The sequence below is a fragment of the Myxococcus guangdongensis genome (genome assembly GCF_024198255.1).
Lineage (GTDB): Bacteria > Myxococcota > Myxococcia > Myxococcales > Myxococcaceae > Myxococcus > Myxococcus guangdongensis.
On sequence record NZ_JAJVKW010000003.1, the window covers coordinates 96,125 to 116,024 of the forward strand.

19 protein-coding genes and 1 pseudogene are annotated in these 19,900 nt (G+C 69.1%); 11 read left to right on the forward strand and 9 right to left on the reverse strand.

The annotated features are described in order from the left end of the window. Window positions 1–46: 46 nt before the first annotated feature. Complete coding sequence (locus tag LXT21_RS09755; RefSeq protein WP_254037847.1) at window positions 47–544, reverse strand: tenascin-X; 498 nt, start codon at window positions 542–544, stop codon at window positions 47–49. A gap of 236 nt (window positions 545–780) precedes the next feature. On the opposite strand from LXT21_RS09755, the gene LXT21_RS09760 reads away from it, so the two are divergent. The 3 genes from LXT21_RS09760 to LXT21_RS09770 all read left to right on the forward strand — a co-directional run bounded on the left by LXT21_RS09760 (window position 781) and on the right by LXT21_RS09770 (window position 3,899). Next, complete coding sequence (locus LXT21_RS09760; RefSeq protein ID WP_254037848.1) at window positions 781–2,805, forward strand: hypothetical protein; 2,025 nt, start codon at window positions 781–783, stop codon at window positions 2,803–2,805. Window positions 2,806–2,962: 157 nt separating this feature from the next. Then, window positions 2,963–3,466, forward strand: coding sequence for a VOC family protein (locus LXT21_RS09765; RefSeq protein ID WP_254037849.1), 504 nt, complete (start codon window positions 2,963–2,965; stop codon window positions 3,464–3,466). A gap of 154 nt (window positions 3,467–3,620) precedes the next feature. After that, a complete protein-coding gene (locus LXT21_RS09770) occupies window positions 3,621–3,899 on the forward strand; it encodes a hypothetical protein (protein WP_254037850.1) in 279 nt (92 codons plus the stop codon). 64 nt (window positions 3,900–3,963) lie between these two features. On the opposite strand, the gene LXT21_RS09775 is transcribed toward LXT21_RS09770, so the two are convergent. From LXT21_RS09775 to LXT21_RS09790, 4 genes are all read right to left on the reverse strand, one after another. Next, on the reverse strand, window positions 3,964–4,260 hold the full coding sequence (locus LXT21_RS09775) for a hypothetical protein (protein WP_254037851.1): 297 nt from the start codon (window positions 4,258–4,260) through the stop codon (window positions 3,964–3,966). 127 nt (window positions 4,261–4,387) lie between these two features. Continuing rightward, a complete protein-coding gene (locus tag LXT21_RS09780) occupies window positions 4,388–7,366 on the reverse strand; it encodes a protein kinase domain-containing protein (protein ID WP_254037852.1) in 2,979 nt (992 codons plus the stop codon). A 125-nt stretch (window positions 7,367–7,491) separates the two neighbouring features. After that, entirely contained in the window at window positions 7,492–8,337 is an 846-nt protein-coding gene (locus tag LXT21_RS09785; RefSeq protein ID WP_254037853.1) for a class I SAM-dependent methyltransferase, read from the reverse strand. A 263-nt stretch (window positions 8,338–8,600) separates the two neighbouring features. Beyond that, window positions 8,601–10,085 (reverse strand): alpha/beta fold hydrolase, encoded by a 1,485-nt coding sequence (locus LXT21_RS09790; protein WP_254037854.1) that lies wholly within the window; start codon window positions 10,083–10,085, stop codon window positions 8,601–8,603. A 65-nt stretch (window positions 10,086–10,150) separates the two neighbouring features. Here LXT21_RS09790 and LXT21_RS09795 point away from each other — a divergent pair, with 65 nt between their 5' ends. The 3 genes from LXT21_RS09795 (at window position 10,151) to LXT21_RS09805 (ending at window position 13,379) form a co-directional block, all read left to right on the forward strand. Further along, window positions 10,151–11,059, forward strand: a complete 909-nt coding sequence (locus LXT21_RS09795) for a LysR family transcriptional regulator (protein ID WP_254037855.1) — start codon at window positions 10,151–10,153, stop codon at window positions 11,057–11,059. A 425-nt stretch (window positions 11,060–11,484) separates the two neighbouring features. Beyond that, complete coding sequence (locus LXT21_RS09800; RefSeq protein WP_254037856.1) at window positions 11,485–12,651, forward strand: Tox-REase-5 domain-containing protein; 1,167 nt, start codon at window positions 11,485–11,487, stop codon at window positions 12,649–12,651. An 11-nt stretch (window positions 12,652–12,662) separates the two neighbouring features. Continuing rightward, entirely contained in the window at window positions 12,663–13,379 is a 717-nt protein-coding gene (locus tag LXT21_RS09805) for an immunity 52 family protein (RefSeq protein WP_254037857.1), read from the forward strand. Window positions 13,380–13,422: 43 nt separating this feature from the next. Here LXT21_RS09805 and LXT21_RS45765 read toward each other — a convergent pair. Then, window positions 13,423–13,605, reverse strand: a pseudogene (locus tag LXT21_RS45765) (IS3 family transposase); the annotation flags it as partial. On the opposite strand from LXT21_RS45765, the gene LXT21_RS09815 reads away from it, so the two are divergent. The 3 genes from LXT21_RS09815 to LXT21_RS09825 all read left to right on the forward strand — a co-directional run bounded on the left by LXT21_RS09815 (window position 13,580) and on the right by LXT21_RS09825 (window position 14,740). After that, the gene (locus LXT21_RS09815; RefSeq protein WP_254038551.1) at window positions 13,580–13,738 is read left to right on the forward strand and encodes a hypothetical protein; all 159 of its coding nucleotides are present in this window, start codon (window positions 13,580–13,582) and stop codon (window positions 13,736–13,738) included. The pseudogene LXT21_RS45765 and the gene LXT21_RS09815 sit on opposite strands and share 26 nt — an antisense overlap. A 95-nt stretch (window positions 13,739–13,833) precedes the next feature. Continuing rightward, window positions 13,834–14,235: a DUF1398 domain-containing protein gene (locus tag LXT21_RS09820; RefSeq protein ID WP_254037858.1), complete on the forward strand. Its 402-nt coding sequence runs from the start codon at window positions 13,834–13,836 to the stop codon at window positions 14,233–14,235. Beyond that, window positions 14,213–14,740, forward strand: coding sequence for a MarR family winged helix-turn-helix transcriptional regulator (locus LXT21_RS09825; RefSeq protein ID WP_254037859.1), 528 nt, complete (start codon window positions 14,213–14,215; stop codon window positions 14,738–14,740). The genes LXT21_RS09820 and LXT21_RS09825 overlap by 23 nt, the downstream gene beginning before the upstream one ends. A gap of 102 nt (window positions 14,741–14,842) precedes the next feature. Here LXT21_RS09825 and LXT21_RS09830 read toward each other — a convergent pair whose 3' ends face one another. Next, the gene (locus LXT21_RS09830) at window positions 14,843–15,748 is read right to left on the reverse strand and encodes an NADP-dependent oxidoreductase (protein ID WP_254037860.1); all 906 of its coding nucleotides are present in this window, start codon (window positions 15,746–15,748) and stop codon (window positions 14,843–14,845) included. A gap of 219 nt (window positions 15,749–15,967) precedes the next feature. Then, window positions 15,968–17,410 (reverse strand): zinc-dependent metalloprotease, encoded by a 1,443-nt coding sequence (locus LXT21_RS45345; protein WP_323394279.1) that lies wholly within the window; start codon window positions 17,408–17,410, stop codon window positions 15,968–15,970. A gap of 335 nt (window positions 17,411–17,745) precedes the next feature. Between LXT21_RS45345 and LXT21_RS09840 the strand changes: the two genes are divergently transcribed. Beyond that, window positions 17,746–18,717, forward strand: a complete 972-nt coding sequence (locus LXT21_RS09840; protein ID WP_254037861.1) for an aldo/keto reductase — start codon at window positions 17,746–17,748, stop codon at window positions 18,715–18,717. Window positions 18,718–18,721: 4 nt separating this feature from the next. Here LXT21_RS09840 and LXT21_RS09845 read toward each other — a convergent pair whose 3' ends face one another. Further along, window positions 18,722–19,450, reverse strand: a complete 729-nt coding sequence (locus LXT21_RS09845; RefSeq protein ID WP_254037862.1) for an SDR family NAD(P)-dependent oxidoreductase — start codon at window positions 19,448–19,450, stop codon at window positions 18,722–18,724. A gap of 198 nt (window positions 19,451–19,648) precedes the next feature. Here LXT21_RS09845 and LXT21_RS09850 point away from each other — a divergent pair, with 198 nt between their 5' ends. Next, on the forward strand, window positions 19,649–19,900 hold the full coding sequence (locus LXT21_RS09850) for a hypothetical protein (protein ID WP_254037863.1): 252 nt from the start codon (window positions 19,649–19,651) through the stop codon (window positions 19,898–19,900).

Here is a 19,900-nt window from a genome sequence, read left to right on the forward strand (position 1 = left end):
GCCACCGCGCCCGACACACCTGGACGGGCGCGGTGGTGGTGACGGACTACCCTTGCGGAACCTGCGGGCAGACGGACGGGTCCAACTGACAGCCGGGCACGCAGTCCACGAAGCACCATGAGGCCTCGCCGAACTCACACAGGCCATTGCCACACGTGTTGCCGCAGTCGGCCGGGCAGCTGACGGGGCCCTCACCACCGTTGCAGACGCCATCGCCGCACCACGGGGTCGGCATGGCGCAGTCCTGCGGGCACGTCACCCACGTCTCTCCACCGTTGCAGATGCCATCGGTGCAGTACGGCGCCACCGCGCAGTCGTCGGGGCAGTTGGAGACGTTCTCCCCGTTGGCGCCGTCACAGAAGCCGTCGCCACAGATGAAGTGGCACGGCAGACACGAGCCGCCACCCGCGGAGCCACACGGACACGAGTCTCCCAGCGCGGACGCGGACGCCTCCGTCGTCTCCGGCGCGGCCTCCGTGGTGCCACATGCGGCGAAGAACCCCAGCGACAACCCCGCCACGAGAACCAGCAGATGCGACTTCATCGGTGACTCCTTTGAAAGGGAAACCCGGATGCTAGTGCATCCCAGACGCGATGTGACGCGCCCGTGGCGAAAGGATTTTTCGCGAGGGTCCGCCCAAGCAGGGCTTATCGGCGGCGCGTGACGCCCGCAGCCACGGTGTCTCGATGGTTGCCAGTGTGTGCGGGCGCGGGGCACAAGGCGCGTGGCGGCGCTCCTCGGGCGATGGCCGTCCGGATGCGCCGTTCGTCGGAGGGCAGATGTCCCGCACGTGGTGGAGCATGGTGGCGGCCGTGGGTTTCATGGCCTGTGGCACGCAGGAGCCCGTCCCGGAGGCGCCGGAGCCGGTGTCCCGCGAGCAGGCGTGGGAGGGTGAGCTGGAGGTCCGGGTGGTGGACGCGCCTTCGCTCGAGCACGCGTATCAGGAGTACTTCCTGGTCGCCGGCCGCGAGCGTCGTCCGGTGGTGTTCGCGGACGCGGCGCCGAAGGGGCTGGTGAGCGGGCAGCGGGTGAAGCTGCGAGGGCGCGCCTCGGACGGTGCGCTCGTGGCGCACGCGGTGGAGGTGGACACGGAGCACCGCTCCGCGAGCGTCACCCCGGCCTGTGGTGTCACCGGCGTGCAGCGCAGCCTGGTCATCCTGGCGGAGTTCCCGGGCCAGCCCACGCCGTCGCTCCCGCTGTCCACCGTGGAGCAGGCGTTCTTCTCCACCACGCGCCGCTCGCTCGCGGGCTACTGGAGCGAGGTCTCCGAGGGGCGCACCACGACGACGGGCCATGTCGTGGGCTGGTACACGCTGGACCGCGCGTACTCGTGCTCGGAGACGAACGAGATGCGGGACGCGGCGATCGCGGCGGTGGGCGACGACGTGGACTTCACCGCGTATGACCGCATCTTCGTCATCCACCCGCGTCCGCTCTCGGGCTGTTTCTACGGAGGGCTCGCCACGCTGTCGTGCGGTCAGGTCTCGACGCCGTCGGGCACCGTGACGGCCTCCACCGCGTGGCTGGTCGCGGAGTCCATGGACACGTACGACCGCGCCGTGCACCTCATCACCCACGAGGCAGGACACAACCTGTCACTCAACCACTCGCAGTCACGCGACTTCGGCGCGGAGCCGCTGGGATGGTTGAACACGCTGGGCACCCTGGACGAGTACGGGGATTTGTTCTCGACGATGGGCCGCTGGAACCTGGGGCACTACGCGGCGCCGCACAAGGCGCGCATCGGCTGGCTGGACGCGTCCGCGGTGACGCAGGTGGACGGCGTGGGTGGCACCTTCACGCTCGCGCCGGTGCTGTCCTCCACCGGGGTGAAGGCGCTCAAGGTGCGTCGGGGCCAGGGCAGTGACGCGTGGCTGTGGCTGGAGTACCGCCAGCCGACGGGCGGCTACGAGCCGACGCTGCCCGCGCAGGTGTTCGGCGGCGCGCTCGTCCACTACCAGGATGGGGACACGCGGGATGGGACGCACCTGTTGGACTTCACGCCGGGGACGGCGTCCTGGAGCGACCCGGCGCTGCTGCCGGGCATCACCTGGGAGGACCCGTACAGCAACCTGTCGCTGCGCGTGGTGTCCGCGACGCCCGCCGGGCTCACCGTGCAGGTCCAGTACCGTCAGGCCCCCTGCATCCGCGCGGCGCCCGAGGTCGAGGTGACACCGTTCGAGCCGACCGTCTACCCGGGCGCGCGTCCCGAGGTGGAGGTGTTCATCGTCAACCGGGACAGCCCGGCCTGCGGCCCCAGCACCTTCCAGCTCGCGTCCATCATCCCCACGGGTTGGGGCGCGGACCCGCTCTCCCCGCAGCGCTCCATCGCCGCGTCTGGCTCGGTGGCGCTGACGCTCCAGCTCTACACGCCGTATTCGATGACGCCGGGCACGTACACCACGGGCGTGGACGTGACCCGCTCCGGCCACACCGTGCGCGGCACCGCCACCATCGATGTCCTCGCGTCCTGTGTGACGGCCGCGCCCACGCTGACGCTCTCCCCGACGACGGTGACGGCGGCGCCCGGCTCGCTGGTGACGTGGACCGTGTCCGTGGCGAATCACGACTCCCCGTCGTGCAATTGGGTCTGGTACGACTTCTGGAACAACGACACCACGGGCTGGGACACCGAGTTCTCCGAGTGGGGCGTGAACCTCGCGCCGGGCGGTGACTTCACCTTCACGATGACGAAGCGCATCCCGATGAGCGCCCGGGGCTCCCACACGGTGGGCCTGGAGCTCTTCCAGGACGAGGTGGGGACCGTGGGCACGGCGACCGCCACGGTGAACGTCGTCCCCTAGCGTGAAGCAGGGGAGGGGCGTCGTGGTCCGAGGCTCTCCTCCCTCGCGTGCGGACAGGCGACCCGTCGTCCGCGCGCAGGCCCCCGGGTCGCCGCACCGGGCCGCCCGCTTCGAGCCTGTGCAGCTTTCCCTCACACCCCACGGAAGGGAACCCGCCATGTCCCAGAAGCTCCAGCGCATCACCCAGTGCCTCTGGTTCCAGAGCCACGAGCAGACGGAGGCCGCCGTCGCGCTCTACACGTCCGTCTTCCCCCACTCGCGTGTCATCACGCGGACGAAGTACACGGAGCAGAGCTCGGGGCCGAGCGGTCAACCGCCCGGCGCGGTGATGACCGTCCTCTTCGCGCTCGACGGCCAGGAACTGCTCGCGCTCAACGGCGGGCCGCACTTCAAGTTCAACGAGGCGATGTCGCTCATCGTCAACTGCGAGAGCCAGGCGGAGGTGGACCACTACTGGGCCCGGCTGTCCGAGGGCGGCGACGAGAAGGCCCAGCAGTGCGGCTGGCTGAAGGACCGCTTCGGCGTGTCGTGGCAGGTGGTGCCCACCGAGCTGACCCAGCTGCTGGCCAACTCACCTCCCGAGAAGGGCGCCCGGGTGACGGCGGCCTTGTTCAAGATGAAGAAGCTGGACCTGGACGCCCTGCGTCGCGCCGCCGGCTGACCCGTTCGCCAGGGCCCGCGGTGTCTCCCGGCTTCGTGAGACACCGCGCACGAGAGTCCTGGATGACTCAGTTTCTCGACGATGTCTCGTTTTGCTGGTTGGTGTTAGGGTATCGCCACCGGGGCGGAAGACAGACCCGGTGGAGGATACACACGTGCGGAGCAGGAACATCCTGGGTGCGTTGCTGATGGCGGCGGGCTTCATGGTGGGCTGTGGCGGAGCGGAGCCGCTCGAGGAGACGCAGGCGGAGCTCGACACGCGCGAGGACGCGCTGCCCTTCTGCGGAAACCAGTCCTACTGGATTGATTACTACTCCGACGCCACGCTGACGAAGATGGTCGGCTACATGAGCTGTTCCTGCTACGAGACGGCGTGGATTGGCGGCCGGCGCACGGCGTTCGCCGTGACCGAGTTCTCCAACACCTGCGGCTGACCCGTCTGAGTGCTGGAGGTGTCCGCCCGGTGCTCATGACGGAGCGCCGGGCGGTCCCCCTCGCTCACGGACAGATGTTGTAGCAACTGCCCGCGTTGCGGGCCCTGCACTCGAGGGTGCTGGAGCAGGACGAGCAATCCCACGAGCAGTAGCCGAGCGCCCCCGAGGGCTCCTGGACGAACAGGGACGGCTCGACGTCCTGGGCGCCCGACATGAGCCGCTGCTGACGCGCGGCCTCACACGCGGCCGAGTCCGGCGCGCGCTCGGCCCCAGGCCCCTCCTCCTGCGAGAGGGTGGTGACGACCATTCCCACGGCGACGGTCAACGCCAACACGAACCCCGAGGCGGGCTTCAGCATCATGCGCGGCTCCTTGGTGGAGGGACTCGGCACATGATGCCGACGTCTCCCGCGTTGCCCGCATGCGTCACCGCGCAGGCCTGTGTTGTGCTGAACAGCGCTCGATGGACGCGGCCGTTCCGCCCCGTGCTCACGGCGCGCTCTTCGCTCCGCGCTTCGAGGCCTGGCGCTGCTGGATGCTCCGGCGCAGCTTGGCGATGAGCACCTCGGGGCTGGCGGAGCGCACGATGACGTCGTCGGCCCCGGCCTCCAGGCCCGCGGTGAAGACGACGGGGTCGTCCTTGTCGACGATGAGGAAGATGGGCAGGTCCTCGGTGGCGGGCGCCTTGCGCAGCGTCTGGAGCAACGCGTGGAGGTCTCCGTCCGGCAGCGGGTCCGCGAGCACCGCCGCGTGCGCTCCGGCGGCCAGCGCCTTCTCCACCTCCGCCCGGGTCCGCGCGCGCACCGTGGCCATGCCCTCCGCCATCAGGCGAATCTGGAGCGTCAGCGCGTTGGTGCCGTCCGTCTCCGCCACCACGACGCGGAACGCCGCCTTGTCCGTCTGCGCGTTCGACTCCAGCTCCGCGGTGAGCGCCTCCAGCGCGGGCGCGGGGAGCCGCGGGTCCTGACGCAGCGCCTGGAGCGCCTGGGCCGCGCGCGCCGGGGGCGCCTGGGGGTTCTGGACCTCCTGGATGAAGCGCGCCGCGCACAGCAGGGCCCCGGCGGTGCGGCTCGCGGGAGGCGTGCGGTCCTCGCCCTCCGGCAACACGGAGACGAGCAGCTCGTTCACCTCCGGCATCCCGCTGCCCACGAGCGCCAGCACCCGGGCGCGCGAGGGCAGCGCGAAGCGACGTGGCTCCTCCAGCCGCGCGGCCAGGGACAGGGCGCTGGCCGCCGTGGTGACCAGGACCTCCTCCACGCGCCCCGCGCCCATCCGCGCCGCCAGCCGCCGCGCCAGCTTCGTCAGGGCGGGCGCCAGCGTCGCGCTGCCGCCCAGCATCGACAGCACCCCGTCGAGCAGTCGCGCCTGGACCTCGCCCAGCTTCGCCAGCGGGCCGCCCTCGCCCGTCAGCGCCGCGCTGTATGAGGGCAACAGGCGCACCTCGACCTTGGGGTGCGCGGCGCGCAGCTTCTGCGCCAGCGCTCCCGGCTCCGCCACGGTGTCCTCGAGCACCAGCACCAGGTCATAGCCCCCGAGCGCCAGCGCGCGAGGCGCGTCCGCCGCGGGGCTGGTGGCCGCCGCGAGTCCCTGGGACAGGAGCAGCTTCACCGCGGCCTCGCGCGGCTCGGAGGGCTCGGCCACCACCAGCACCATGCGCGCGCGCACGTCGCTCTTCACGGGCGTGGCGCGGCTGACGGGCTCGGCGGGCGCGGGCGTGGGCACGGGGCCCTCCAGCGTCTGCCCGTCGAGCACGCGGCGTCCGGTGAACTGCTCCGCGAACTGGAGCACCCGGGTGTCGCGCTCCTTCGCCTCGGCGGGCTCCTCCAGGGCGATGGGCGAGCGGTCCCGCACCTTGGGGACCTCGTTGTCATAGAAGCGGAGGATGGCCTTGCGGATGGCCTGCTCGGAGGCGAACAGCCCCTGCACGGCCACCACGCCCGCCTTGAACTTCAGGTTGTTGGTGACCTCCACGTCGCGCGGGTCCAGCACCGCGCAGGTGAGCTCGCGGCCCTTGAGTGAGACGGGCAGGGCGCACAGCCGGTCGCACAGCTCGCGCGGCACCAGGCGCAACAGCTCCTCCGGCACCGGCATCGTCATCAGCTGCTGCTCGGTGATGTGCGGCAGCCCGAACTGCTCGGACAGCGCGAGCACGAGGTTGTCGGGCTCCAGCCAGCGCTCGTGGAGGAGCACCTGGCCCAGCCTGCCGCCGCGCTTCTTCTGGATGGTGAGCGCCTCGTTCAGGATGTGCGGCGTCACCATGCCGCGCGTCAGCAGGATGGCGCCCAGCTGTTGCCGTGCCCGGACGACGCGGGTGCCGAGCATCGGGGGCGAGCCCATGCGCGTGGCCGGCTCGGCGCCCTGCGCGGGCTGGCGGACCACGGACGTGGCCTGCGGGCCCGAGGGCGGCGGCGTCACCGGACGCAGCGTGGGCGGCGTGAGCGCGGCGGGCGCGGGACGGCGTGCCTCCCGGGGCGGAGGAGGCGGCGTCCTCACGCGGGCGAGGTCCTCGTCCACCAGGCGAATCTCCTCGCCCGGCGCGCCGGCCAGGTCCGCGAGCGGCGAGCGCCACTCCGGGAGCGCGCGGGCGAAGAGGCTGGCGATGTCGGCGGCGCCCACGCGCAGCCGATGGTCGAAGAGGAAGCTCTGGATGCCCTCGGAGAACTCGCGGGCGGCGGGGCAGCGCGCGTCCGGGTTGGCGGCCAGCGCGCGCAGGAGCAGGTCCCACAGCGGCGCGGGCACGCCCGGCAGCGGCTCCAGGGCGCGCTCGTCGAAGCTGCCCAGCGCGTGGATGATTTGCGGCGTGCTGCCCTCGAAGAGCCGCTTGCCCGCGAGCATCTCGTAGAGCATGAGCCCCAGCAGGAAGATGTCGCTGCGCTGGTTCACGGGGCGGCCGTGCACCTGCTCGGGGGAGAGGTAGTTGATCTTCCCCTTGAGGATGCCGGCCTGCGTCTCCTGGCGCTCCTCGTCGGCCACCTTGGCGATGCCGAAGTCGGCCAGCTTCACGCCGCCGTTGCTGGCCACCATGACGTTGGCGGGGTTGATGTCGCGGTGGATGATGTCGAGCGGAACGCCGGACGGGTCCGTGCGGCCATGGGCATACGCCAGGCCATCCGCCACCTGCTGGGCGATGAAGCATATCTCCCGCAGGCCCAGGGGCACCTGTCGCTTGCGCGCCGCCTTGAGCAGCGCGCTCAGGTTCTCCCCGTCCACGAACTCCATCACCATGTAGTACTGGCCCGCGCTCGTGCCCAGGTCCAGCACCTGCAAGACATTGCCGTGCTGCAGCGTGACGGAGAGCTTGGCCTCGCGCAGGAACAGCTCCACGAAGGAGGTGTCCTGCACGAACGAGGGCAGGATGCGCTTCACGGCGACAGGCTTCTCGAAGCCCTCCGCGCCCACCACCTTGCCGAGATAGACCTCGGCCATGCCTCCCGCGGCGAGCTTCTTGACGATCCGGTAGGTCCCCACGCTGTCTCCGGAAGTTGCAATGGCAGTGCAAGTGTTCCGAAGAGAGGAAAGGCCATATTCCGGCAGGCGTATGGGGGCCCCCGCCGAAAAGCTGTCGGACTGTCCGCTGGTCGACCTTTGGGGGTCTAGGGGTGTCTGGTATTGGAAGACGCGGTCGGTTGACGGATGCCGACGGTGAGGTAGGCATTGAAAGCGACAACCTGTGCTCCAGGACCCAGGTCCTCGGTGACCTTGTGGATCACCGCACTCTCGATGTCTGGCCATTTGTCGGCCAGGGCGCGGCGGGCGAGGGCGATGGGGGCGGCGGCGCGCATCATGGAGTCCACCATGGCGGCGGTGGATGGGTAGTGGGCGGGGACGGCGACCTTGTGGACCTGGACGTCGTCGAAGCCGGCGGCGCCCATCTCCTGCTGGCAGGTGTCCGGGTCGGACAGGGGCATGACGCCGCCGCGGGGGGCGCCCTGGCCGGGGAGCTGTTCGGCGAAGCGCTGGTAGACCAGGTTCATGGCGGGGGAGTGCTCCATGGGTTGCCAGCTGGAGACGACGGCGCGGCCGCCGGGGCGCAGCACGCGATACAGCTCGCGGAAGCCTCGGGGGCGGTCGGGGAAGAACATGAGGCCGAAGAGGGAGAAGGCGGCGTCGAAGGTCTGTTCGGACAGCTCCAGGGCCATGCCGTCGCCGACCTGGGCGTCGATGTCGAGGTTGGCGGCGGTGGCGCGCTCACGCAGGGCGGCGAGCATCTTGGGGGCGAAGTCGATGGCGGTGACGCGCAGGCCCTGACGGGCGGCGAGCAGGGAGAGGGTGCCGGGTCCGGCGGCGACGTCCAGGACGTGGGCGCCGGGGGTGGCGGCCACGCGGGTCAGCGCGTCCTTCGCGAAGTGCTCGAACACGGGGAGCAGCTCGCGCACGTAGTCGGGGGCGACGAGGTTCCAGGGTTCGGGCACGGCGAGCGGCGAAGCGGTCGACGACATGGTGCGGGCCTCCAGGAAGGGGCGCGGATTCCACCCCAAACGGAGCGCGAGCGGGAGACGAAATGCGCCCGGTCACCGCGTGGGCGGAAGCAGTGACTCGAGCCACCCCAGGCCCCAGCAGGAATGTCACTGGAGGCCATGCGACTGCGATGGGGTGGCTGTTGCTCGCGCGCTCTTCTGGGGCCTGGCGTGGTGGGCCGTGGTGTCCCTGGGCGCGCGGCTGCTGCGGCCCAGGGCGAGCATTGCTGCCTGGGACGTCGCGCTCAGGGCGTCGCCGGAGCGGCGCTCTGGCCGAAGTCCGCGCCGCGCAGCTTCGTCACGCAGTCCAGGGGCAGGGGGGCGTCGGGCGCGCGCAGGAAGGCGAGCGTGACTTCTCCGCCGCAGCGATTGAAGGACGCGCCGTGGCTCTGTCCCCGCATCTCGACATAGCGCGCGTGCGGCATCGACTCGAGCAGCTGGCGCCCCCAGTCCGGAGGCGTGTCCGGGTCGAACTCGCCGGCGAACACCAGCGTGGGGACGTCGCTCTTCACCGGCGTGTTCTCCTCGGCGGCAGCGCGCGCCACGTTCCAGACGCGGCAGGTCTCCAGCGAAGCGGTGCCCTGGTCCATCCCCCCGAGCCCCAACGCGGGCGACCGCTGCGCGGCGATGCGCTGGGCGTCCTCGAACGGAAGCTCCTCCGCGCACCAGACCGACAGCCGCAACCCCCACGTCATCGTCGAGGGCCCCAGGTTGTCCTCCACCAGCGGCGTCAGCTCCGAGTAATCCCCCGCCGCCGCCCGCGAGATGATGCGAGGCACCAGCGCGATGCGCCCCGGGTCGTGCAGCGCCGCGTCGATGGCCCGGACGACCTCCGCGCCCCGGACCTCCACCGGCTTGCCCTCCGTCTTCGCCGGGTTCAGCACCAGGGGCAGAGGCTTCCGGTCCGCCGCCGCGACGAGCTGGGCGAAGCGCTTGCGCAGCTCCGGGTGCGCGGCGCCACACTCCCGGTCGAGGGCGCAGCCGTCGAACACCAAGTCGAGCACGCGCTGGAAGTTCGCGGCGGAGACCTCGTCGAAGTTCACCTCGGGAGGCAGCACCGAATCGAGGATGAGCGAGCGCACCGTCCCGGGATGGCGGCGTGCCACCGTGAGCATCAGCCGCGTGCCGTAGGAGAGGCCCTGCAGGTTCATCGTCTTGTAGCCGAACACCTGTCGGAGCGCGTCGATGTCATCCGCGGTGGCGGCCGTGGTGTAGCCATCCAGGTCCACGCCCTCGGAGACCCACTTCGCGCGGCAGCGCCCGGCCTCCTTCGTCAGCGCCTCCTGTGCCTTCTGTCCGCGCAGCCGGCCCGCGGCAATCTCGCCCTTGAGTGTGTTGATGCCCGGGCACTCGAGCGCGGGCTGCGCCATCTTCCCGCCACGAGCCTCGAGGACCAGGAAGTCGCGCTCGTCGAGCAGCGGGTTGCGCTTGCCGGAGCGCATCCCGGCGGTGGCGCTGACGCCCGGTCCACCGGGCATGAAGAGCATGGGGTCCGGGGCCGGCTTCTGGGCGCGGCTTCGCAGGCGCATCGCCGGGAGCTTGATGAGGCGGCTGTCCGCCTTCTGTCGATTCTCCGGGACGACGAGCAGGCCGCAGTCGATGGCCTCGTCGGACGCGACGGTGGAGGGGCAGGGCGTCGGCTCGAAGCGGGGGACCGCTTCCGTGGGGGAGGCGTACGCGGAGAATCCGAGGAACAGCCCCGTCACGAGGCCGAAGAAGCGCGAGGACATGGGGAACTCTAGACCCGGTGCTCGAAGCGGCGTCCAATACGGAAAAATCACCCTGTGATAACGAAGTGAAATCACCTCCCCTCGACACCCGTCGCCTCAGTTGTTTCATCGCCGTCGCGGAGACGCTGCACTTCCGCAAGGCCGCCGAGCGCCTCCACCTCGCGCAGCCGGCGCTCAGTCAGCAGATTCGCCGGCTGGAGGAGGAACTCGGCTGTCAGCTGCTGCGCCGGGACCGGCGGCGCGTGGAGCTGACCCCCGCGGGACAGGCCTTGCTGGAGGCGGGGCGGCGCGCGCTCGTGCACCTCTCCCACGCGACGGAGGCGGCGCAGCGCACGGCGGCGGGGCAGCAGACGCTCTTGCGCGTCGGCTTCCTGAGCCCGGCGTCGTTCTCGCTCGTGCCCGAGGTGCTTCGTCGCTTGCGCGCCGAGCACCCCGAGGTCCACCTGATGCTGCGCGAGGCGGACAGCACGACGTTGCTGGAGGAGGTGCGGTTGGGAGGGCTCGACGTGGCTTTCGTGCGAGGGCCCGTCACGGCGTCGGGGGTGCGCATCGACACGCTCCGCCGCGAGCCGCTGGTCGTCGTGTTGCCCTCGGGGCATCGGCTGGCGCGCAAGGCGCGGGTGCCGTTGGAGCAGCTCGCCGATGAACCGTTCATCGGCTTTCCGCGTGACACGGCGCCCTCGCTGCATGACGCGGTGACGGGGATGTGCCTGGAGGCGGGCTTCACGCCGACCTTCGTGACGGAAGCGGGGGAGTGGTTCACCATCGTCAGTCTGGTCGCCGCGGGGCTCGGCTGCGCCCTGTTACCGGAGTCCGTGCGAACCTTCACGCGCGAGGGCTCTGTCTATCGCGCCATCGCTGGACACGCGCGTCACGTGGAGCTCGCCATCGCGAGAGGCCCCACGCCACCGGGCCCCTCCCTGCGCGCCTGTCTGCGAATCGTCTCCACGTTGACGTCCGTGGACCTGCGCTGAGTCGCGCTGCCCGGGACGCTCGACTTGGGCCCCACGCGTGCTTGGCATTACGGTGCGTGAGCAAGGATGTCCGCGAGGGTTGAATGCGTTCTGGCGTTTGGATTCTAGGCATCGTCCTCGTCGCCACGGGCTGCGCCGGGGGCGACGCGTCTTCTCGCAGGGGAACATTCCAGCAACGCGCCGGGACGGCGGGAGACGCGTGGTCGGATGCGCGCGAGGGCAAGAGGGGTGAGGACTCCTCTCTGGGAAATCCCCGCGCGCGAGGGGCGCGGCAGGATGCATTCGACACCTTGTTGGGAAGTGCTGGGCTGGATGAGCGGGACGCGCTGCCAATCGCGGGGAATTCTCTCACGTCCAGGCATGCCACCCGGCTCCTGAAAACACTTCTGGAGAAGGACGTAACGCTGGGGCAGTTCCCGGCCCGTGTGGCGCTGGGCTTCGTGCTGCGGGAGGTGCTGACCACGGGCGAGGTGTCGCGGACGGGATTGGTGCGCCGGGTGGAGCGCTTCAAACACGTGGCTGTGCTCCGGCCAGATGGGTGCCTGGCATGGGTGCGCACCGGGCGGACGCAGCAACGGGTGGCGCCAGTCGAGTGGAGGGACGGCGCCTTCCGTGCGCACGGCTTCGAGTTGGGTCGTTTCTACGACGGGAGCACGGGTGTCTTCAGATTGCTCGACAATGGGTTGAGGGAAGAGAACGGCTTCCCGCTGGCGGATGTCCACGACGATGCGGATGTCATCAGTCGGACCCTGGATGGGGCTCAAGAGGCGTTCGTGGGGCTGGCCCTCGCGGTGGGGAAGTTCTTCTCGACGTCACCAGCCGACAACCTCACGGCACTCCGTCAGATGCCGGCCGCCGTGGTGGCGCTGCTGGAGTCATCGCCCGAGTACCTGGAGCGCTTCCGGTACATGACGCGAGGCGAGCAGGTGCAGGCCGTCTCCAAGCTGACGACGAACCTCGTCGCGACGTGGGGGACGGTGTCAGCGGCGACGCGCACGTTGCAGGGGACAGCGGTCGCCACGGCGGAGGTGCCAGTGCTCGCGTTGTCCGCCGACGGCGTGGTCGCCATGCGAATCGTGGCGGTTCCCGTGGGGCGTGCGGCGACCGTGCTGAGTGGAGGCCCTGGCGCGGCCATCATCCTTCGACGTGCGGGCCCGGAGTCGAGGCAAGGAGGTCCCTCCGAGGAGCCCGGTCAGTGGGGCCCCTCCCGGGAATCCATGTCTCCCGGGGCGCGGAGCTACCAGGAACAAATCACGGGCCACTCGGCGGACGAGGCATACTGGGTCGGAGGGGTTGGCAGGGACAGTGGTGGAGTGAAGTTCGACGGGTACGACGGGCAAGTGCTGTTGGAGGCGAAGGGCCCGGGCTATGCGAACAAGTTCCTCGATGATCTCAAGCCGAAGGTCTGGTTCGAGAATTCGGGAGCAAAGGCCCTCGTCGAGCAGGCACAGAGACAGTTGGCCAGGGCTCCGGAGGGGGTTCCGATTCGATGGCACATCGCGGAGCGGAAGACCGCGGAAGCGATAAGAGGCTTGTTGAACGGCAAAGGTATCACGGAGATTGAGGTTGTGTTTACTCCGCCGTTGCATTGAGGAAGCAGTCCATGAGTGAGAGCTACTATGCGGGCGCATACTGGGGGGCACGGGCGGAGTCGGCGGAGCAGTGCGCCGCGAGGGCGGAGATATTCCTCAGCACCCTGGCCTCCGCCGATGCATCGTTCTCGCACTGGTTCCGGCAAGGAAAATCGCGCAAGGATGCCTTGAAGCATCCCATCGAAATCAGCCGAGCCGCGCTGGAGCAAATCATCCGTCGTGGCAAGGACCGCGTCGTTGAGGAACTCGGGTTTCGTTTCAGCGCCTGGAACGGCGCGAGCGCCGATGACGAAGCGGTGAGCATCGACGCGACGTGCGGTGGCCACTCCAAGAGGGTGGGCAATTTTTGTTTCCTCCAACTGCCCCACGGCGGGCCGAGCGCGGAGCGGCTCTTGACGGCGCGGAGTCTGGAGGTGCTCGTCAGGGCCATGGCCATGGCCTGGGAGCCCGATTCGGCCGTCGCGACCTCAGCGACTCATCGGGACACGGTGACCTCGACCCCCAAGCCAGGCACCTTCGTCGGGTGGGTGACGTACTTCGCGCGTCATCTGGGCGAGGTGCCGCCGCTTCCTGCTCCCGTGCGCATCGAGCCCGTCGAAGACAAGGGCACGCTCGTCGTGCTGACCCCGGAGAGATTCACGGCCAGCAATCCGGCGCATGTGGCGTTGGCCGAGCAGGTCCGCGAGCTGTGGGTCCGAGCGGGGTTGTTGAAGCCGCTCCAGCGGTAGCCGTAGTGAGCTTGCCCCGGCTCCGTGGACAGCGTGGTGATGTTGCCTGGGCTCCCGGTGAGGCGAGCCGCTCACACTCCACCGGGCTCACGTAGCCCCGCGAGGAGTGGTTGCAGAAGACCCCGATGTACTCGAAGAGCGCGGAGCGGGCCTGCTCTCTCGTAGCGAGGTCCGCGTCATGAACGAGCTCCATCTTCACGGTGCTGAAGAAGCTCTCCGTCACGGCGAGCGGTTTTCGGGAGTTCGAATTCGAAGGTGAGCATGGATGCGCGTCCGGCCTGGACCAACGCACATCCGCGCTGTCGGTTCCCGTCGACGTGCAATCATCCATCGTGGCCGTCGGCGCGAGCCCAAAATAGTTGCCTAGGAAATCAATTGAAGCTACCTCTTCAGCGGTGGGCTGGCTCGTCTCAAGCAAGCGAGTCACGCGACACTCAGGGGAGGACAGAAGGCGATGACCGAGCCATTGACCACGACCGCGCAAGAGTGCCTGGACGCGGCGTACGAAGGCACGATGGACTTTCCCGCCATCGTCCGAGCCCTGATGGATGCGGGGTTCGAGGGGTACGAGGTCGACTATCGACGAGGTACCTCGACGTACTTCACTGCCAGCGGCGAGCACGTGGAATTGACCTTGCCGAGGTCGGACACGCCCATCGCCGCGAAGTTCAACACGAACGAGGTCGAGCAAGCTGTCCGTGAGGCGCAGCGCAAGGCGCCCGGCTACACGTACGCTGGCTTCTGCGCGAAGGTGAAGGCCGCGGGCTGCGCGGGGTACATGGTTTCCTTTCTGGGCAGACGCGTCGTCTACTTCGGCCGCACGGCGGAAACGCATGTCGAGCACTTCCCCAGATAAGATTCCGCGCGCTGGCGAGCGTGGGGAAGGGTCGGTCCGGAGGACGTCGGAACACGACGAGGTCAGTACACTCGAAACCCATCTCGGCTACTGGCTCCGTGCCGTGTCGAACCATGTGTCGCATGCCTTCAAAGCCAAGGTGGAGCGGCAGGACGTCACGGTCGCGGAGTGGGTCGTGCTGCGAGCCCTGTTCGATGGTGACGGAATCAAACCCAGTGAGCTCGCGGTAAAGCTCGGACTGACGCGTGGCGCGATCTCCAAGCTCGTGGACCGGCTGGTGGCGAAGGAGCTGGTGTCGGTCCGCAGCGACGTTCGTGATGGTCGCGCTCAGCGACTCACCCTGAGGGCCTCCGGGCGGCGTCTCGTGCCGAAGCTCGCGGCATTGGCCGACGAGAATGATGCCGAGTGCTTCGGGCAGCTCAACCCAGAGCAGCGAGCGTTTCTGCTCGCGACACTCAAGGGGCTCGTCGAGCACCTCGGGCTCCAGGGAGCGCCTGTCGACTGATGGCAGGAGGCCGTGCGCGGGAGCACGAAGAATGGGACGTCTCTCGCAACGAGGAGTCTCCGGGCTCACGTCCGGGGACTCCTCCGCGGCCGAGCCGAGAGCTCAGTTGACGAGCAGCACCTTGCCCGTGCCGCCCTTCTCCGCGTGCTTCTGGGCATCCTTCGCCTCAGCCATCTTGAACGTCTTGCCAATGGGGATGGTCAACTCACCCCTGGCCACGCTCTCTCCCAGTTGCGCGAGCCGGCGTCCATCCGGGTGCGAGAAGAAGCTGCTCACCTGGAGGCCCTTCTCCTTCGCCCCCTTCGGCTCCCCCACCACGCTGCACACCCGCCCGCCACGCTTCACCTTGTCCAACACCGCCGCCACGGCCTCGCCACCCACCGTGTCCGCCACGCCGTCCAGCGTCGGCAGCTTCGCGACGTCGCTTGCATCATCCAGCGCGACCACCCCGTCCGCGCCGAGCTTCCGGGCCTCCTCCACCTGTGTGGCTCGCACGCCCGCCCAGACCTTCACCCCCCGCGCCTTCGCCGCGAACAGGGCCGCGCGCCCCACCGCGCCCACCGCGCCGGTGACGAGCACCGTGGTCCCCTGGGCCGGCTTCAGCTGCTCCTCAATCAACTGCACGCCCGTCAGCGTCACCAGCGGGAGCGCGGCGGCGTCCTTCAGCTCCAGCGAGTCCGGCACCTGGGCCCAGACCTCCTCGGGGGCGACCACCGTCTCCGCATAGCCCGAGGACACCAGTCCCATCACCCGGTCGCCCTTCTTGAAGCCCTTCACGCTCTGCCCCACCTCGACGACCTCTCCGGAGACGTCCCGCCCGAGGATGGCGGGGAACGTCACCGGCATCAGCTCCTTCATGTCGCCTCGACGAATCTTCCAGTCGACCGGGTTGATGCTCGCGGCGATGACGCGCACCTTCACGTCTCCTGGACCCATCTTCGGCTCAGGCATCTCCGACACGACGAGGTTGTCCGCATCTCCATAGGCCTTCAGCACGACGGCTTTCATGGGTGTCTCCCAGGATGAAGTGGCTCGAAGCGCTCCAACGACGGACCAACGATAAGTACCGACGGAGGGAGTGCCATCGTTCGCGGGCGCCTGACTCCCTGCCTCCCCCCTGGCGAGGACTCCGGGAGGCAACAGGGACGCCAGGCGACGCAGCAACTCCAACCTGGTGAAGAGGAGGTACGTGGTGCCGTCCGGCGGCGGTTGCTTCATCCAATGGGGTCAGCGGACGTAGCACTGCGTGCCATCGACGGCACCGTCGAAGTTGGTGTCCATGAAGACGCAGCTGCCGCGCCTGACGGCCAGATTCGAACGGCCGTCCCCGTCCCAATCGCCAACGAGGTACTGGTCTTCGCCGGCGCCATTGCCGTAGCACTGCGTGGAGTCTGTGGCACCGTCGAAGTTGGTGTCCATGAAGACGCAATGGCCCCGCCTGACAGCCAGGTTCGACCGGCCATCCCCGTCCCAGTCGCCAACGAGATACTGGTCTTCGCTGGCGCCATTGCCGTAGCACTGGGTGTTGTCTGTGACACCGTCGAAGTTGGTGTCCATGAGGACGCAATTGCCCCGCCTGACAGCCAGGTTCGACCGGCCATCCCCATCCCAATCACCAACGAGATACTGGTCTTCGCTGGCGCCATTGCCGTAGCACTGGGTGAGGTCGACCGCGCCGTCAAAGTTGGTATCCATGTGGACACAGTTGCCGCGCCTGACGGCCAGGTTCGACCGGCCGTCTCCGTCCCAATCGCCCGCGAGGTACTGGTCTTCGCTCGCGCCGTCGCCGTAGCACTGCGTGGAGTCTGTGACACCGTCGAAGTTGGTGTCCATGGAGACGCAATTGCCGACGCGCGTCGCCAGGTTTGACCGCCCGTCGTCCTCCCAGTCGCCGACGAGGTACGCATTGGGGGGATACAAGGCCTTCAGCGCGGTGAGGTCCGAGCTGGTCCACTCGCCCGTCTCGGTCGCGCGGAAGCAGGAGTTCATGATGGAGCCGCCGACAATCGCCGTGGTTGGCGTGCCCGGAATGTGAATCACGCCGACGCCGGCTTCGCCCTCGTCGCCGCCATTGCCGCAACTGATGCCGCGGTTGTAGTAGTCCGAATGGCGGAGCCCGAGGGTGTGGCCGATTTCGTGTGTGATGACGTGCTCGATGACATCGACGCCGTACTGGCTGAGCTGTCCACCGATGGTGATTTGCCCATACGGAAGGCCGTTCGATGGGAACCCAGCGACTCCGCCATTTCCGTTCGGATCGATCACGGCATTGATGGTGAAATTGCAGTTGGCGTTCGGCCCTCGTCCCACGACGAACGTGAGCGGGAGTTCGTCGTAGTTCTGGATGGCGAGATCGAGCGCCGTGCTGAACACGCCGGTGAACGTCGAGCCGTTGATGCAGATCTTCGACAGCGATCTGCTGACGAGATTGGTGGTCCGGTACTGCTCGTCGGAGGTGCCGCCGGCCTCAATCATCTCGCGCGACGCCGCCAGGGACACCTCGGCGTCACGCCCCACGTAGACCCTCCCTTCGACGACCATGATGTCGGCGGCGGGGAAGCCCGCCTTGACCAGGTTGCCGACGATCTCCTGCGACTCATGAGGAGGCTCGGCGCACCCGAGCATGAGGGCCGCGCATCCCGCTGCCAATACAATACCTCTCGCAATCATGGAGACTCCTTGCATGCTCTGCTCCCCCGCATGTGAGGTGGGGGGACTCTACGGGCACTCCCGTCTATCTTTCCTCTGAGTATCCCCTGCCTCGGGGAGGTGCTCTTGGACCTCCCAACCCTGGCGCCTGTGGCGCTCCCGGCTGCGGGACCGAGCGGGGTTGTTGAAGAGTGAGCGCCCGAATCCAGGAGAGCGTTGTGCGAGGCCCCGCGGCCGCCTCCTCACCATCCACGGCGCTCGACTCGGCCCGGCTGACTCGTCACTGTACGCGGCGCCTGGCGGCCTGGGGCCGGACCGTCGTGGCGCGCCAGTCCCTCGGCCGCGAAGGAGTCATCATGCAGTACACGAACCTGGGTCGCTCGGGGCTCTCCGTCAGCCGGCTGTGTCTGGGCACGATGAACTTCGGCTGGAACACCGAGGAGCCGGAGTCCCACGCCATCATGGACACCGCGCTGGAGCGCGGCATCAACTTCTTCGACACCGCCAACGTCTACGGCTTCGGCGACAACAAGGGCCGCACCGAGCAGGTCATCGGCAACTGGTTCGCCCAGGGCGGACGGCGCCGCGAGCGCACCGTGCTCGCCACCAAGGTCTACGGCCCCATGGGCGACTGGCCCAACGAGGGCAAGCTGTCCGCCCTCAACATCCGCCGCGCCCTCGACGCCAGCCTCAAGCGGCTGCGCACCGACTACATCGACCTGTACCAGTTCCACCACGTCGACCGCGCCACGCCGTGGGAGGAAATCTGGCAGGCCCTCGAGGTCGCCGTCACCCAGGGCAAGGTGCTCTACGTCGGCAGCAGCAACTTCGCCGGCTGGCACATCGCCCAGGCCCAGGCCGCCGCCGCCAGGCGCGACTTCCTGGGTCTCATCAGCGAGCAATCCCTCTACAACCTGCTGGCGCGCACCGTGGAACTCGAGGTGCTCCCCGCCGCCCGCCACTACGGCCTGGGCGTGCTGCCCTGGTCCCCCCTCCACGGCGGCCTCCTCGGCGGCGTGCTCAAGAAGGAGCGCGAAGGCAAGCGCCGCCTGGAGGGCCGCGCCCGGGAGGCCCTCCAGAAGAACCAGGAGAAGATTGAACGCTACGAGGCCCTCGCCGCCGAGCTCGGCCACGAGCCCGGAGACGTCGCCCTCGCGTGGCTGCTCCACCAGCCCGCCGTCACCGCGCCCATCATCGGACCGCGCGTGGCGGGCCAGCTCGACGCCGCCCTGCGCGCGCTCGACGTGAAGCTCGACGAGAAGGCCCTGGCCCGGCTGGACGAAATCTTCCCGGGCCACCGCCCCGCGCCCGAGGACTACGCCTGGTAAGGCCTCACACCGCCGTCCAGCCGCCGTCGACGTCCAGCACCATGCCGGTCGCATAGGCACACGTCGCCAGGAAGTACGCCGCGTCGGCCATGTCCCGGGGAGCGCCCGCGCGCTTCATCGGGACCTGGGCCGCGAGCGTGTCCAGGAAGGCCCCCGCCTGCGTGGCCGGCATGCCCCAGTCGAGGGCCGTGTCCTTCGTGAGCCCGGGTGACAGCACATTCACCCGGAGCCCCCGGGGCGCCAGCTCCACCGCGAGCGAGCGCCCCATGGCGTTGATGCCCCCACACAGCCCCGCCCCGCCCGCGTAGTTCGCCAGCGCCGCGTGCCCGGCGATGCCCGAACACAACAGGATGGCGCCGCCCTCGCGCATCTTCGGCACCGCGTGACGCACCGCGGAGAGCTGCCCGAAGAAGCGGTCCTTGAACAGCGCCTCCCAGGCGCTCATCGGCACCGTCTCCACCGGACCGAACACCGCGCTGCCCGCGCACGTCACCAGCAGGTCCACCCGAGGCACCGAGTCCATCAGCCGCACCACCTGGGCCTCGTCTCCCACGTCCGTCACCACGCCGCGCGCGCCATGGCCAATCCGGCCCACCGCCTCGTCCAGGCGCCCCTGACGCCGGCTGGCGATGACGACCTCGGCGCCCTCGCTCGCGAAGCGCTCGGCGATGGCCAGCCCGATGCCCGTGGCACCACCCGTGATGACCGCGATTCGTCCATCCAATGCACCCATGGTCCGCCTCCTCGTGTCTGGGGTTCCAACCGCTGACGGCATACGGCGCGACGGCGCGAGGCTGGCGCTCACAATCCCATGCGCCACCTGGCGTCCACGTGTGTCCTGGAGTCGAACTAGACAGTCCAGACAGCCGTGGGGCAAGGTCGAGTTCCCCTCCGAGGGTGGGCCCACCCTCCTTGCGCCGGAGTACACACCATGCGTCGCTTTGTCGTGTTGGTTTCGCTGCTGGGGCTGTCCGCGTGCGGTGGGGCTGTCGAAGCACAGCCGCCCGAGTCCCCCGCACAGGCGGAGCAGGGCCTCTGCTCGGGGGATGCCTGGGCATGCTTCTGTGCGCAGTACACGGACGTGTACACCTGCAATGACGCCGTGTCGTCCAATGGCTGGCGTTGTTATTGGGAGCCGTCCACGGCCATCGCCAAGACGCGGTGTCTGCCGACCTACGAGTGA

Excerpts from the sequence above, each read along its gene's own strand:
- LXT21_RS09755 (WP_254037847.1), bottom strand. The coding sequence starts at position 544 with ATGAAGTCGCATCTGCTGGTTCTCGTGGCGGGGTTGTCGCTGGGGTTC.
- LXT21_RS09760 (WP_254037848.1), top strand. The coding sequence starts at position 781 with ATGTCCCGCACGTGGTGGAGCATGGTGGCGGCCGTGGGTTTCATGGCC.
- LXT21_RS09765 (WP_254037849.1), top strand. The coding sequence starts at position 2,963 with ATGTCCCAGAAGCTCCAGCGCATCACCCAGTGCCTCTGGTTCCAGAGC.
- LXT21_RS09775 (WP_254037851.1), bottom strand. The coding sequence starts at position 4,260 with ATGATGCTGAAGCCCGCCTCGGGGTTCGTGTTGGCGTTGACCGTCGCC.
- LXT21_RS09785 (WP_254037853.1), bottom strand. The coding sequence starts at position 8,337 with ATGTCGTCGACCGCTTCGCCGCTCGCCGTGCCCGAACCCTGGAACCTC.
- LXT21_RS09790 (WP_254037854.1), bottom strand. The coding sequence starts at position 10,085 with ATGTCCTCGCGCTTCTTCGGCCTCGTGACGGGGCTGTTCCTCGGATTC.
- LXT21_RS09805 (WP_254037857.1), top strand. The coding sequence starts at position 12,663 with ATGAGTGAGAGCTACTATGCGGGCGCATACTGGGGGGCACGGGCGGAG.
- LXT21_RS09820 (WP_254037858.1), top strand. The coding sequence starts at position 13,834 with ATGACCGAGCCATTGACCACGACCGCGCAAGAGTGCCTGGACGCGGCG.
- LXT21_RS09825 (WP_254037859.1), top strand. The coding sequence starts at position 14,213 with ATGTCGAGCACTTCCCCAGATAAGATTCCGCGCGCTGGCGAGCGTGGG.
- LXT21_RS09830 (WP_254037860.1), bottom strand. The coding sequence starts at position 15,748 with ATGAAAGCCGTCGTGCTGAAGGCCTATGGAGATGCGGACAACCTCGTC.
- LXT21_RS45345 (WP_323394279.1), bottom strand. The coding sequence starts at position 17,410 with ATGATTGCGAGAGGTATTGTATTGGCAGCGGGATGCGCGGCCCTCATG.
- LXT21_RS09840 (WP_254037861.1), top strand. The coding sequence starts at position 17,746 with ATGCAGTACACGAACCTGGGTCGCTCGGGGCTCTCCGTCAGCCGGCTG.
- LXT21_RS09845 (WP_254037862.1), bottom strand. The coding sequence starts at position 19,450 with ATGGGTGCATTGGATGGACGAATCGCGGTCATCACGGGTGGTGCCACG.
- LXT21_RS09850 (WP_254037863.1), top strand. The coding sequence starts at position 19,649 with ATGCGTCGCTTTGTCGTGTTGGTTTCGCTGCTGGGGCTGTCCGCGTGC.